At 68.4% G+C, this 15,532-nt stretch carries 1 protein-coding gene; it reads right to left on the bottom strand.

The annotated features are described in order from the left end of the window. Position 1 precedes the first annotated feature (1 nt). Positions 2 to 15,484, bottom strand: a complete 15,483-nt coding sequence (locus tag IAE40_RS15630; RefSeq protein WP_200603497.1) for a non-ribosomal peptide synthetase — start codon at positions 15,482 to 15,484, stop codon at positions 2 to 4. Positions 15,485 to 15,532 lie beyond the last annotated feature (48 nt).

Here is a 15,532-nt window from a genome sequence, read left to right on the forward strand (position 1 = left end):
CTCAGTTCGTCTCCAACTCGGTGAGGAAGTCATGCATATCGCTCAGATCCTGCTCGAGATCGGTGGTCCGCAACCCTTCCAGCGCTTGCGCATAGCCCTGCAGGTCGTCGGCCTGGAAGATCAGTTCCAGCGGCACCTGTACCTGCAGTTGCGCCTGTGCGGCTGCCGTGGCTTGTGTCGCCAGCAGCGAATGCCCGCCCAGTTCGAAGAAGTTGTCGTCACGCCCCAAGCGGTCGACCTTCAGCACCGCAGCCCAGATATCGGCGATGGCGCTTTCCAGCTCGCCTTGCGGCGCGCGGTAGTCGCGTTGCATCAGGCTGGCATCCGGGGCTGGCAGGGCCTTGCGGTCCAGCTTGCCGTTGGGTGTCAGGGGCAGTGCGTCGAGGAAGACCAGATAGGTGGGGACCATGTAACCCGGCAGTGTCTCTTTAAGACGAACGTTGAGCTGCTCACGCAATTTAGCCTCGCCGAGCGCCAGGCCTTGCGCGCTGGCCAGCACGTAGCCCACCAGTTGCGGGCCACCGACGCCAGGGCGGGCCAGCACCACCGCTTCACGCACGCCGTCCTGGGCCTGCAGGCGCGCTTCGATTTCACCCAGTTCGATGCGGAAGCCGCGGATCTTGACCTGGTGATCGACCCGGCCCAGGTAGTCGACCACACCATCGGCGCGCTGGCGCACCAGGTCGCCACTGCGGTACAGGCGTGCGCCCGGCACACCGTAAGGGTCCGGCACGAAGCGCTCGGCGGTGAGCGAGGGGCGGTGCAGGTAGCCGCGCGCCACCCCTGTGCCGCCGAGGTACAGCTCGCCCGCGACGCCCTGGGGCAGCAACGCCGCCGAATCGTCGAGCACATAGGCACTGCGGTTGCCGATGCGGCTGCCGATCGGCGCATAGGCTGCCTGGCAACGTTCGGCGCGATCGGCTTTCCAGATCAGCGGGGTGACCACGGTTTCGGTCGGGCCATAGCCATTGATGATGTGCTCGGGCGCAAGCACAGCCTTGACCAGCTCGAACGCGGCTTCCGGCACCGCGTCGCCACCGAAGCAGTAGATGCGTACCGGCGGCGGGTTGCCGTGCTCGCGCACGTGTTCGGCCAACTGCTGCAGGTATACCGGCGGGAATGCAGCGACGGTGACGCCATGCCGGTGCATGGCCGCGCAGGCCTGCTCGGCGGTCCACAGTTGCGGATCGCGAATCAGCAGGCGGCCGCCGTGCAACAGGCAGGTCAGCCAGCGTTCATGGGCACCGTCGAAGGCGAACGACATGAAGTGCAGCTCGCAGTCGCGTGCGCTCATGGCGTAGCGCTCACCGATCGCCAGGCAGTGCATGGCCAGGGGGCCATGGGCCACGGCGACGCCCTTGGGCTGACCGGTGGAACCGGAGGTGTAGATCACGTACGCCAGGCCCTCGGCGTGCACCGGGCGCTGCGGCGCGCTGCTCGGCAGCGAGGCGCTGGCCAGCTGGTCGATGCACAAGGTCGCCACGGTTTGCGCGGCAGGCAGGCGCGCCAGCAACTGCGAATGGGTGAGCAACAGCGCCATGCGCGAGTCCTGCATGAGGTAGGCCAGGCGCTCTTCGGGGTACTCCGGGTCGAGCGGCACATAGGCCGCGCCGGCCTTGAGCACCGCCAGCAAGGCAACCAGCATCTGCGGGCCACGCTCCAGCGCCACACCCACCAGCGACTCGGCGCCCAGCCCCGCCTCGATCAAGCCATGGGCCAGGCGGTTGGCCTGCTGGTCGAGCTCGGCATAACTCATTTGCTGCTCGCCGAACAACACCGCCACCGCCTCCGGCGTGCGCTGCGCCTGGGCCTCGAACAGCTGGTGCACTGCACGTGGCGAATCGAAGCGTGCATCGACGTGATTCCACTGCTCCACCAGTTGCGCACGCTCCTGCCCGGTGATCAGCTCCAGCGCACCGATGGCTTGGTCCGGCGCCGCCTCGAGCAGTTGCTCGAGGACCTGGCGCAGATGCCCGGCGACCTGCACGATGCGCGCATCGTCGAACGCTTCGCGCAGGTAGCTGTAGTGCACCTGCAGGGTCTGCTCCAGGGCGATGGCCAGGGTCAGCGGGTAGTTGGTGCGCTCGTGGCTGTCGATGGCGCCGAAGCCCAGGGCGGGCACCTCGGCCTGGCGCAGGGCCTCGGCCACCGGGTAGTTCTCGAACACCACCAGGGTGTCGAACAGCGCCTCGCCGCCCTGCCCGGCCCAGCGCTGGATATCGTACAGCGCGGTGTGCTCGTGCTCGCGCAGGGCCAGGTTGTGCTGCTGCAACTCGGCAAGCCATTCGCCCAGCGCCTGCTCGGCACGCACCTGCGCCACCACCGGCAGGGTGTTGATGAACAGCCCGACCTGGCGTTCGACACCGACGATCTCCGCCGGACGCCCCGAAACCGTGGCGCCGAAGCACAGCGCCTGCTGGCCGGTGTAGCGCTGCAGGAGGATCAGCCAGGCGCCCTGCAGCAGGGTGTTGACGGTCACCTTGTGACGGCGCGCCAGCTCGCCCAGGCGCTGGGTGAATGCGGCATCGAACTGCTGGTAGTGGTCGCCAAACGGCGCTTGCGCCACGGCTTCGCGGCGCACGAAGGCCTGGGCCAGTCGGGTCGGGGCCTCGAGCACACTCAGTTGCTCGGTCCAGAAACGCTCGCTCAGCCCGGCATCCTGGGCCTGCAGCCAGGCCAGGTAGTCGCGGTAACGCCCGACATGGCCGATCTCGCGGCGCGCGGCGTAGCGCTGCAGCACCTCACCCAGCAACTGCGAATTGCTCCAGCCGTCGAGCAGGATGTGGTGATGGGTGTAGATCAGGTGGTGACGCTCATCAGCCGTACGTACCAGCACCAGGCGCAGCAGCGGCGCGCGGGCAAGGTCGAAGCCCTGGGCCTGTTCCTCGGCCGCCAGGCGATCGAGGGCGGCGGCCAGGTCCTGGTCGCCGCGCAGGTCGAGCACGCGGAACGGCACCTCGACCTGCTTGTGCACCAGTTGCAGCGGCCGCTCGACATCGCCCTGCCAGAGGAACACGCTGCGCAGGCTGTCGTGGGCGTCCAGCGCCTGCTGCCAGGCCTCGCGGAAACGCGCCGGGTCCAGGCCGTCGATGTCCACCCGCATCTGGTTCACGTAGTCGCTGGCGTCCTGCTGGTACAGGCTGTGGAACAGCATGCCCTGCTGCATCGGCGACAACGGCACGATGTCTTCGATCTGCCGCGCAGCGACCGGCAGCGCATCCAGTTGCGCCTGGGCCAGCGGGTAGAGCGGGAAGTCCGAAGGTGTCACGCCTGCTTGTCCGGGCTGGCAGCAATGCTCGACCAGGGCCTGCAACTGCTCGGCGAAATCGCTGGCCAGGGCTTGCAGGGTGGCGTGGTCGAACATCTGCGTGCTGTAGGTCCAGCTCAGGTCCAGTTCGCCGTCGTACACCTGGCCGTTGATGCCCAGCCAGTTGGCCAGCGGCGCCTGGGCGCTCTGCTCGGCGCCACTGGCCTCGCCGCTCGGGCTGAACAGCGCGCCATCGTCGGCCTGGAAGCTCCCATCGAACTGGCCCAGGTAGTTGAAGGTCACCCGCGCCACCGGCAAGGCCTGCAGCGCTTCACGGGTCGCGGCATCGGCGAAGCGGCGCAGGGCACCGAAGCCCAGCCCTTTGTTGGGCACGCCGCGCAACTGCTCCTTGATCTGCTTGAGCGAGTCGCCCAGCGCTTTGGCCGGGGTCAGGCACACCGGGAAGACGCTGGTGAACCAGCCCACGGTACGGGTCAGGTCGAGGTGCTCGGCCAGTTCTTCACGGCCATGGCCCTCGAGCTCCACCAGCACGCTGCCCTGCCCGCTCCAGCGGCACAGGGTGCGGGCCAGGGCGGTCAGCAGCAGATCGTTGACCTGGGTGCGATAGGCGGCGGGCGCTTCCTGCAACAGGCGCTGGGTCGTGGTTTTGTCCAGGCGCGTATGGACCATCGCCGCATGGGCGTTGTCCAGCACTGCCGTTGGTGCGGCGCACGGCAACTCGGCGGTGCCCTGCAGGCGTTGCTGCCAGTAGCCCAGCTCAGCGCTGTGCTCGGTGGCGTAACGACGCAATTGCTCGGCCCAGTCACGCTGCGAGCTGGTCTTGCCCGGCAAGGCCAGGGGTTTGCCGCTGCTCAGTTGTTCGAAGGCCAGTTGCAGGTCTTCGAACAGGATGCGCCACGACACGCCGTCCACCGCCAGGTGGTGGATCACCAGCAACAGGCGCTGGCTGCCGTCCGGCAGGTCCGCCAGCACGGCGCGCAGCAGCGGGCCATCACCCAGCGACAGGCTGCGCTGGGCCGATTCGGCCAGGGCTTCCAGTTCGTCGGCAGTGTTCAGGGTGCGCTGCCACAGCAGCTCAATCGGCTGCTCGCCGAGCGGACGGTAATGCGCCTGCCAGCCAGTCTCGCGTTGGGTGAAGCTCAGGCGCAGCGCATCGTGGTGTGCAACCAGTGCCTGCAACGCTTGCTCCAGGTAACCCGCGTGCAGCGGCTGGGCCGGCTTGAGCAGTACCGACTGGTTCCAGTGGTGACGCTCGGGGATATCGGTGTCGAAAAACGCTTGCTGGATAGGCAGCAGCGGCATCTCGCCAGTTAGCGGGCCCTGTTCGATCAGGTACACGCCCTCGCCTTCCTGGGCCACGGTCGCCAGCCCTTGAACGGTCTGGTGCTGGAACAGCGCCTTGGGCGTGAAGCGAATACCCGCCTGCCGCGCACGGCTGACCACCTGGATCGAGATGATCGAATCGCCGCCCAGTTCGAAGAAGTTGTCGGTCACGCCAATCGGCGAAACCTTGAGCACTTCCTCCCAGATCGCCACCAGGCGTTTTTCCAGCACGCTGCGCGGTGCCACCTGACGCGCCGGGGCAGTGGCCTGCGGCGCGGGCAGCGCCTTGCGGTCGAGCTTGCCATTCGGCGTCAGCGGCAGACGTTCGAGGAACAGCCAGTGGGTCGGCACCATGTAGTCCGGCAGGGTCTGCTTGAGCCAGGCCTTGAGCGGCTCGGCATCATCGAGCAATGCCGCAGCAGCGACATAGCCCACCAGTTGCGTACCCAGTTCGCCCTGACGGGCGACCACCGCCACTTCACGCACCTCGGGGTGCGCCAGCAGGCGTGCCTCGATCTCTCCCAGCTCGATACGGAAACCACGCACCTTGACCTGATGGTCGATACGCCCCAGGTATTCGATCGACGCGTCTTCGCGGTAACGCACCAGGTCGCCGGTGCGGTACATGCGCCCGCCTTCACCGGTGAACGGGTCGGCGACGAAGCGCTCGGCACTCAGCCCTGGCCGGCGCAGGTAACCGCGCGCCAGGCCCTCGCCGGCCAAGTACAGCTCGCCCGCCACACCCACCGGCTGCGGCTGCAGGTGGCCATCCAGCACATAGGCGGCGGTGCCCGGCAGCGGCCGGCCAATGCTGGCCCGGCCGTTGGCCTGGCGCAGCACGCAGGTCGAATAGGTGGTGTCTTCGGACGGCCCGTAGAGGTCGTGCACGCGCTCGATGCCCGGCAGCGCATACAACGCATCCACCAGCGACTGCTTCAGCGGTTCGCCCGCCAGGTTGATGGTGCGCACACTGGGCGGAATCGCCCCGGCCTGCAGCAGCGCGGCAATCGCCGACGGCACGGTGTTGATAAGGGTCACGCGTTCGCGCGCGGGCAGCTCCGGCAGCGCCAGGGCGTTGTCGGCGAGGATGAAATGACCGCCGCCGGCCAGGGTCACGAACAGCTCCCAGACCGACAGGTCGAAGCAGATCGAGGTGCTCGCCAGCACGCCTTGCAGGTCGTCCTGGCTGTACAGCCCCTGGGCCCAGCGCACCAGCGCCACGGCATTGCCATGGGTGATCGCCACGCCCTTGGGCAGGCCGGTGGAGCCGGAGGTGTAGATCACGTACGCCAGGTGCTCGGCATCGTCATGCTGGACCGGCGCATGGGTCGGTTGCAGCGCCAACTGCGGGTCGTCATCGAGCAACAGCAGCGACTGGCCTTCGCTGATCACCGACGCCAGTTGCGCGGCCTGATCGGCCTGGGTCAGCAGCAGGTGTGCCTGGCTGTCGCCGAGCATGTGCGCCAGGCGCTCGCGCGGGTAGGCCAGGTCAAGCGGCACATAGGCGCCACCGGCCTTGAGCACCGCCAGCAGGGCCACCACCAGTTCGGCGCTGCGCGGCAGGGCCACGCCCACCCGCACTTCCGGGCCGACACCCAGGGCGCGCAGGCGATGGGCCAGGCGGTTGGCCTGCGTGTCGAGCTCGCGGTAGCTCAGCTCGCGCTCGCCGCAGATCAGCGCCAGGGCCTCGGGGGCTTGGGCGGCGCGGGCTTGGATCAGACCGTGCAGGCTGCCGTGGGTCGCAGGCGGCAGCGCTGCCGAATTCCACGCCTCAAGCATGCGCTGCTGTTCATCGGCAGCCAGCAGCGGCAGCCGCGCCACCGGGCACTGCGGGTCGTGCACCACGGCCTGCAGCAGGTGCTGCCAATGGTCGGCCAGACGCTCGATGGTGGCGTGGTCGAACAGGTCGGTGGCGTAGGTCAGCGACACTTCGATGCGGGCCTCGACCTCGGTGGTGTCCAGGCTCAGATCGAACTGCGCGGTGCCGCTGTCCCAGCTGAGCGGTTCGAGCTTCAGGCCTTGCAGGGAGGTCGCGGTGGCAGGCGTCACCTGATGGTTGTGCATGACCTGGAACAGCGGGCTGTAGCTCAGGCTGCGCTGGGGCTGCAGGGCGTCGACCAGTTGCTCGAACGGCAGGTCCTGGTGGGCCTGGGCGCCGAGCACGGCCTGGCGTACCTGTTGCAGCAGTTGATCGAAACCGGCTGCGCCATCGACCAGGGCCCGCAGCACCTGGGTGTTGACGAAGAAGCCGACCATCGACTCGGTCTCGGCCCGGGTGCGGTTGGCCACCGGTACGCCGACGCGGATATCGGACTGGCCGCTGTAGCGGTGCAGCAAGGCCTGGAACGAGGCCAACAGGTAGACGAACAGGGTCACGCCCTGGGCGCTGGCCTGCTCGCGCAGCGCTGCCACCAGCGGCTCGGCCAGGCTCAGGTCGAGCCGTGCGCCGCGCTGGCTCTGCTCGGCAGGCCGCGGGCGGTCGAACGGCAGCTCCAGCACAGGCTGTTCGTCGCCCAGTTGCTCGCGCCAGTAGGCCAGTTGCCGAGCGCCCTCGCCCGCCTCCAGCCATTGGCGTTGCCACTGGGCGAAGTCGGCGTACTGCAAGGCCAGCGGCTCGAGCGCCGCGGCCTCGCGACGGCAATGGGCGAGGTAACGCGCCTGCCACTGCTCGACCAGCAGTTGCATTGACCAGCCGTCGGAGACGATGTGGTGCTGGGTCATCACCAACACATGGTCCTGTTCGCCCAGCACCAGCACGCGAACCCGCAGCAACGGCGCCTGGAACAGGTCGAACGGACGACGAATCTCGCGTTGTACTTCGCGGCGGATGGCCGCCTCGTCGGCCTGCGCCTCCATGGCCTGGTAGTCGATCGCGAAGGTCAGCGCCGGGGCGATGACCTGACGGACCTCGCCGTCCTCTTCGACGAACGCGGTGCGCAGCGAGGCATGGCGATCCACCAGGTCCTGCACGCTGTGCGCCAGGGCGTCGCGATCGAGCACGCCGCGCAGGCGCAGCGCCGCCGGAATGTGATAGGACGCACTGTGCGGCTCCAGTTGCCACAGGAACCACTGGCGCTCCTGGGCGTACGACAACGCCAGCGGCCGGTCATGGCCCACATTGACCAACGCAGGCCCTGCCTCAGCGGCCTGGGCCTGGCAGGCCTCGGCGAACGCCTCCAGCACCGGCGCCTGGAACAGCACCCGCACCGGCACCTCGCGCTGCAACTGCTGGCGAATGCGCACCACCACCTGCATGGCCAGCAGCGAATGCCCGCCACGCTCGAAGAAATGGTCGGCCAGGCCGATCTGCGGCACGTCCAGCACCTGGGCCCAGATGTCCGCCAGCGCCGCCTGCAAAGCATTGCGCGGAGCGATGTAGGCAGCGCTGCTCGCGTCTGGCTCGGGCAGTGGCAAGGCTGCGCGGTCGAGCTTGCCGTTGTTGTTCAGCGGCAATTGCTCCAACACCACGAGGTGCGCCGGCACCATGAACTCCGGCAGCGACTGGCGCAACGCGTCGCGCAGCGCGGCGACGAAGGCCGTGCGCGCATCGCCCTGCACTGCCTCGCTGGCAACCGGCACGACGAAGGCCACCAACTGCGCACCCTGGCCGGTCGCCTGGGCGATCAGCGCAGCAGCGCGCACCCCCGGCTGGGCCTGCAGGCAGGCTTCGATCTCGCCCATTTCGATGCGCATGCCGCGAATCTTCACCTGGTGATCGATTCGCCCGACATACTCCAGTGCCCCTTCGGCGTTGTAGCAGGCCAGGTCGCCACTGCGATAAAGCCGTGCGCCCGGCTCGCGGGCGAACGGGTCGGGCAGGAAACGTTCGGCGGTCAGGCCCGGACGCTGGTAATACTGCTGGGCCAGACAGGCCGGTGCGGCGATGCACAGCTCACCGACCGCGCCGGCGGGCAGCAGCTCGCCAGCGCCGTCGAGCACATAGAGCGCACGGCCGGCAATGGCCCGGCCAATCGGCACGCCGTGGCTGTCGCTGGCATCGCTCAGGCGGCAGGCATGCACGCTCGAGACCACGGTCGCCTCGGTCGGGCCATAGGTGTTGATCAGCGCGACCTCGCCAAGGCCCGCAGCGTGCCAGAGGCGCAGCCCTTCCACCGACATCGCCTCGCCGCCGACGTGCACCTGGCGCAATGCGCCCAGGCCGCGGCCCGGCTGCGCGGCGCACTCTTTGGCCAGCAGGTACCAGTAGGCCGCTGGCAGGTCGGCCAAGGTGACCTCGTGCTGCACGATGTGCTCGGCCAACTGCTGCACATCCCACAGCGACTCGCCCCGCATCACCAGCGCCGCTCCCAGGGCCAGCGGTGGATAGCACTGTTCGACGAAGCCGTCGAAGCTGAAGGTGGCGAACTGCAGCACACGGTCGTTGGCGTCCAGGTGCGAATATTGCGCGCCGCTCTGGCAGAACTCACGCAGGGCGGCATGGCTGATGGCGACGCCCTTGGGCCGGCCGGTGGAACCGGAGGTGTAGATCACGTACGCCAGGTCCTGGGCGTGAGGCTGCACGAGCGGGTCATGCTCGGGCTGCACGTCCAGCGCCAGCTCGCCGGTCACCAGGCGCGGGACTTCGGGTGGCAGGCTCAGGCCCTGCAACAGGCCGTCGTCGCACAGCAGCAAGTCGAGCTGGCTGTCTTCGATCATGTAGCGCAGGCGCTCATCCGGGTAGGCCGGGTCGAGCGGCACGTAGGCAGCGCCACTCTTGAGCACGGCCAGCAGGCTGACGATCAGTTGCGGGCTGCGGCGCAGGGCCAGGCCGATACGTTTGCCCGGGCCCATGCCCTGGGCGATGAGCAAGTGCGCCAGGCGGTTGGCCTGGCGATTGAGTTGGCCATGGCTGAGCGAATGGCCCTCGCACGACACGGCCAGGGCGTCGGGGCTGCGCGCGGCCTGGGCGGCGATGCGCTGGTGCACCAGCGGTGTGGCAGACAGGTCGATCGCTTCGCCCTGGCTGTACGCCAACACCGCCTGCTGCGCGTTGTCATCCAGCAGGCGCAGGCTGCCCAGCGCGGCCGAGGGCTGCTCGATCATCTGCTGGAGCGCCTGGCAGAAAGCGGCGCACAACTGCTCGACCTGCGCAGCATCGAAGTGTGCCAGGTCGTAGGCGAACTCCACGCTCAATCGCGCACCCAACTCGATGCCAAGGGTCAACGGGTAATGGGTACGCTCGTGATTGCGCAGCGCACCCACCTGCAACCCGGCCGGCGCGCCATCACGCAGGGCCTCGGCCACCGGGAAGTTCTCGAACACCATCAAGGTGTCGAACAGCACGCCGCCCTGTTGGCCGGCCCAGCCCTGGACCTTGTACAGCGGCACATGCTCGAACTCGCGAAGGTCGAGGTTGAACGCCTGCAGCGTTTCCAGCGCCTCGCTGACCGACTGGCCAGGTGCTGCGCTGCACAGGACCGGCAGGGTATTGATGAACAACCCCAGTTGCTCCTCGATCCCCGGCAATGGCGCCGAACGCCCACTGACGGTTGCGCCGAACGCCACGCAGGCCTGGCCGGTGTGACGCTGCAATACCAGGCCCCACGCCGCCTGGAACAGGGTGTTGAGGGTGACTTTGCGCTGGCGGGCGAACTGGCCCAGGCGCTCGGCGAAGGCGCCGTCGAACAGGTGCAAGTGCTCGCCACTGCCCTGCCCTTGCGCCCGACGCAACGCCGAGGCCAGCAAGGTCGGCCCCTGCAACGGCGCCAGTGCGGCCTTCCAGAAGCGCTCGCTGGCGTCCAAGGGCTGGCGTTGCAACCAACCCAAGTAGTCGCTGAAACGCCCGCTGGCGGCAGCTACCGGTTGCCCGGCGTAGGTCTGGATCACCTGGGCCAGCAGGCTGGCATTGCTCCAGCCATCCATGAGGATGTGATGGCTGGTGTAGATCAGGTGCCAGCCACCGCCCTGCTGCGCCACCAGTTGCAGGCGGAACAGCGGTGCCTGGCGCAGATCGAAGCCGCGAAGGCGTTCGGCGGCGGCCAGGGCATCGAGGTCATGCACGCCCTCCAGCACCTGCAACGGCAGGTCGAGATGGCGCTGCACCAACAGCTGCGCCTCGCTCAAGCCTTCCCAATGCACGCTGGCGCGCAGGATCTCGTGGCGCGCCATCGCCTCGCTCCAGGCCTGACGCAAGCGCGCGGGCTCCAGCCCCTGGATATCCAGGCGCAACTGGTTGATGTAAGCACCGGCCTCGGGCTCGTACTGGGCGTGGAAGAACATGCCCTGCTGCATCGGCGACAGCGGATAGAGCGCTTCGATAGTGCTGGCAGCGACCGGCAGCGCGTCGAGCTGCGCCTGGTCGATGCGTGCGAGCGGGAAGTCGGACGGCGTCGCCTGGCCGGCCGGGGTTTGCAGGCAGTGGGCGATCAGTTGCGCCAGCTCGTCGCGGTAGGCCTGGGCCAGGCCTTCGATGGTGGCGTCATGGTACATCTGGCCGCTGTAGCCCCAGCGCAGCGACAGCTCGCCGGCATAGACCTGGCTCTCCAGGGTCAGCCAGTTGGCCAAGGGGGCCTCGGGGTCCTGGGCCTGGCCACTGCGCTCGGTGGCGGGCGCCCAGAGGGCCTGGGCATCGAACTGCTGGTCGAACTGCCCCAGGTAGTTGAAGGTGATGCGCGCAGGCGTGGCCTGGCCGAGCGCCTGGCGCTGGGCCTCATCGCCCAGGTAGCGCAGCAGGCCGTAGCCCAGCCCCTTGCCCGGCACCGCGCGCAACTGCTCCTTGACCGCCTTGATCGAGGCGCCCACCTCGTCACTGACGCTCAGGCGCACGGGGAACAGCGTGGTGAACCAGCCCACGGTGCGCGACAGGTCGACATCCTCGAACACCTCTTCGCGACCATGCCCTTCCAGCTGCACCAGCACCGCTTGCTGCGCGCTCCAGCGCGCGACCACCCGGGCCAGCGCGGTCAGCAGCAGGTCGTTGATCTGTGTGCGGTAGGCGGCCGGGGCAACGTGCAGCAACTGACGGGTCAGCTCGGCGTCCAGGCGCGTTTCCAGGGTGCGGCCATGGCGGTTGAGCGCGGCGCCCTGGGGCATGTCGCACGGCAGGTCATGCTCGACTCGCTGGGCGCGCCAGTAGTCCAGCTCGCCGGCCTGCTGCGCGGCCAGCGCAGGCAACCGCGCGGCCCAGGCCTGCCAGGCGCTGGTCTTGGCGGGCAGCGCCTGTTGTGTGTAGGCGTGCTGCAAGTCTTCGAGCAGTACGCGCCAGGACACGCCGTCGACCACCAGGTGGTGGATCACCAGCAGCAAGCGCTGGCTGCCATCGGCCATTTGCACCAGTACCGCGCGCAGCAGCGGCCCGTCGGCCAGGTCGAGGCTGCGCTGGGTGGCGTCGCAGAGCGTCGCCAGCGCCTGGGCGTCGGCGGCCGTCTCTTCGCGCAGCAGCCCGGCAGGCAGCGCGCCGTGCTCGGCTTGCCAGTGGCCATCGCGCAACTGGAAGCGCAGGCGCAGGGCGTCATGTTGCTCGACCAGACGCATCAGCGCCTGCTGCAGGCGAGTGCCATCCAGGGCCTGGCGTGGCGTCAGCAGCAGCGACTGGTTCCAGTGTGCCCGTGCAGGCACCGCCTGCTCGAAGAAGGCGCGCTGGATGGGGGTCAGCAGCGCCGGGCCCTGCACCGCGCCCTGCTCGGCCTGCACCTGCGTCGCACGCCCGGCAGCGCCAGCCAGGCCGCGCAGGGTCTGGAACTGGAACAGGTCACGCGGGCTGAACTGCAAGCCTTGGCGCCGGGCGCGACTGACCACCTGGATAGCGATGATCGAGTCGCCGCCCAGTTCGAAGAAGTTGTCGTCCAGGCCGATCTGTTCGACCCCGAGCACCTCGCTCCAGACCTGCGCGAGGATCTGCTGCACCGGCGTTTGCGCGGCCACGTAGGCACCGCGTGGCGCCGCATCGGGCTGCGGCAGCGCCTTGCGGTCGAGCTTGCCGTTGGGCGTCAGCGGCAGGCGTTCGAGCGGCATCAGGTGGGTGGGCACCATGAACTCGGGCAGCGCCTGCAACAGCCAGTCCTTGAGCCCCTGCTGCCAGCCATCGGGCTGTTCGTTGAGCACCAGGTAGGCCACCAACTGCTTGCCGTCCAACGCCAGCACCACGGCCTCACGCACCCACTCATGCTGGGCCAGGCGCGCCTCGATCTCGCCCAGCTCGATGCGCAGGCCGCGAATCTTCACCTGATGGTCGAAGCGGCCGAGGTATTCGATCACGCCATCGTTGCGCTGGCGCACACGGTCGCCGGTGCGGTACAGACGCTGGCCAGACACGAAGGGGTCGGCGACGAAGCGCTCAGCCGTCAGGCTCGGACGGCGATGGTAGCCTCGGGCCAGGCCGACACCCCCCAGATAAAGCTCGCCGGAAACACCGGGGGCAACCGGCTCGAGGCCGGCGTCGAGCACGTAGGTGCGCAGGTTGGCGATCGGCAGGCCGATCGGTACGCTGTCGCGGCCTTCGTCGCGGCAGGTCCAATGGGTGACGTCGATGGCTGCCTCGGTCGGGCCATAGAGGTTGTACAGGGCTGCGCCCGGCAGGCGGGCGAACACCTGCACTTGGGCATCCACCGGCAGGGCCTCACCACTGCATACGATACGGCGCAGGCTGCTGCAGGCTTCGACACCCGGCTCGTGGATGAACGCCTGGAGCATCGAAGGCACGAAATGCAGGGTGCTGACCTGGAAGCGGCGAATGGTCTCGATCAAGCGCGCCGGGTCACGATGTTCACCCGGCGCGGCCACTGCCAGGCGCGCGCCGGTCATCAGCGGCCAGAAGAACTCCCACACCGACACGTCGAAACTGAAGGGCGTCTTCTGCAGCACGGTGTCGTCGGCGCCGATGGCGTAGGCCTCCTGCATCCAGTGCAGGCGGTTGGCAAGGGCCCTATGGCTGTTGCCAGCGCCCTTCGGCCGCCCGGTCGAGCCGGAGGTGTAGATGACGTAGGCCAGTTGCTCGGGGTCGATATCCACCCTCGGGGCACTGGTGGGCTGCTCGTCCAACGGCAACCGGTCGAGCGCCACGCACTGCACGCCCTGGGGCAGCGGCAGGCTGTCGAGCAGTGCCTGCTGGGTCAGCAGCAGGTCGATGCCACTGTCCTCGATCATGTAGGCCAGGCGTTCTGCAGGGTACTCCGGATCCAGCGGCACATAGGCAGCACCGGCCTTGAGGATGCCCAGCAGCCCCACCACCATTTCGACGCTGCGCTGCACGCTGATGCCGACCAGGCTGTCGCCCCGGGCGCCTTGGGCGCGCAGGTAGTGGGCCAACTGGTTGGCGCGGGCGTCGAGCTGGGCGTAGCTGAGCGCGTGCTCGCCAAACACCAGGGCCGGGGCCTGTGGCGCGCGGCGTGCCTGGTCTTCGAACAGCTGGTGCACCGGGCGTTCGAGCGGGTAGTCACGGGCGGTGGCGTTCCAGTCCTGAAGCACGGTGGCAAGGCTGGCGTCATCGAGCATCGGCACCTGCCACAGCGCTTGCTGTGGCTGCTCGACCAGGCCCCGCAGCAGGGCCTGCCAGTGCCGGGCCATGCGCTCGATGGTGGCGGCATCGAACAGGTCGCTGGCATAGGTGAAGGCTGCGTGCAGCACCCCACCTTGCTCGTAGGTGTCGAGGCTGAGGTCGAACTGGGTGGTGCGGCTGCGCCATTGCAGCGGCGCCAGTTGCAGGCCGGACGCCAGGGTGACGGTGGTCAGGTCGGCGACCTGCGGCTGGTGGTTGTACATCACCTGGAACAGCGGTGCGTGGCTGAGGCTGCGCTCGACCTTGAGCGCCTCGACCAGGCGCTCGAACGTCAGGTCCTGGTGCGCCTGGGCGCCCAGAACGGTCTGACGTACCGCTTGCAGATAGGCCAGCACGTCCTGTTGCGCTTGTGGCTGCAGGCGCAGCACCTGGGTGTTGACGAACAGCCCGATCAGCCCCTCGACCTCGGCGCGGTTGCGGTTGGCCACCGGGCTGCCGATGCGCAGGTCGCATTGGCCGGTGTAGCGTTGCAGCAGCATGCCGAAGCTGGCGAGCAGGACCATGAACAGCGACAGGTTGTGCTGGCGGGCAAAACCGCGCACCTGCTCGGTCAGTGCCGCGTCGAGCGGGAATGACTGGCGGCTGCCGCTGAAGCTGGGGGTGGCCGGGCGGGCGTGGTCCAGCGGCAGCTCCAGCACCGGCTGCTCCTCGCCCAGCTGGGCCTGCCAGTACTGCAACTGGCGCTCCATCTCGCCCGCTTCGAGCCAGCGGCGCTGCCACAGGGCGTAGTCGACGTACTGGATGGGCAGTGCTGGCAACTGCGGTGCCTGCCCGGCGGCAAAGGCGTCATAGGCGCGGCTGAACTCATCGATCAGCACATTCATCGACCAGCCGTCGGAAACGATGTGGTGCAGGGTCAGCAGCAGTACGTGCTCCTGCGCATCGAGGTGCAGCAGGCGCACCCGCAGCAGTGGTCCGTGCGCAAGGTCGAACGGGCGTAGCGACTCGGTTTCGGCTTCGGCACGAACCTGTGCCTCACGCTGGTCGGCGGCGAGATTGCGCAGGTCGACGCGCTCGATGTTCACGCGGGTGAGCGGGCGATGGGCCTGCTCCAGGCGATCATCGGCCTGGGGTTCGAAGACGGTCGTCAGGCTTTGGTGACGGGCCAGTACGGTGGCGAAGGCCTGCTCCAGGGCGGCGGCGTCCAGTTGACCTAGCAGGCGTACGGCGCCTGGGAGGTTGTAGGCGCCGCTCTGGGGGTCCATCTGCCAGAGCACCCACATGCGTTGCTGGGCGTAGGACAGCGCCTGGCGGTCTGGGGCCTCGACACCGGCGGGGATGGGGAACTGGGAAAAGTCGATGCCCTCCTTGGCCAGGGTCTCGAGGAACACGCGGCGCTTTTCCAGCGGCAGTTCAATGAAACGGCGGGCCAGTTGCAGGGACTTCTCGGCATTCATCAGATTGCTTCCGTACGAGTGGGGTATCGGGCGGGGCCCGGCTATCCC

Origin of the sequence: Pseudomonas sp. S44, from assembly GCF_016624805.1 — a bacterium.
In the GTDB taxonomy this organism is placed as follows: domain Bacteria; phylum Pseudomonadota; class Gammaproteobacteria; order Pseudomonadales; family Pseudomonadaceae; genus Aquipseudomonas; species Aquipseudomonas machongensis.

Coding starts and splice junctions, on each gene's coding strand:
- IAE40_RS15630 (WP_200603497.1), bottom strand. CDS start 15,484: ATGAATGCCGAGAAGTCCCTGCAACTGGCCCGCCGTTTCATTGAACTG.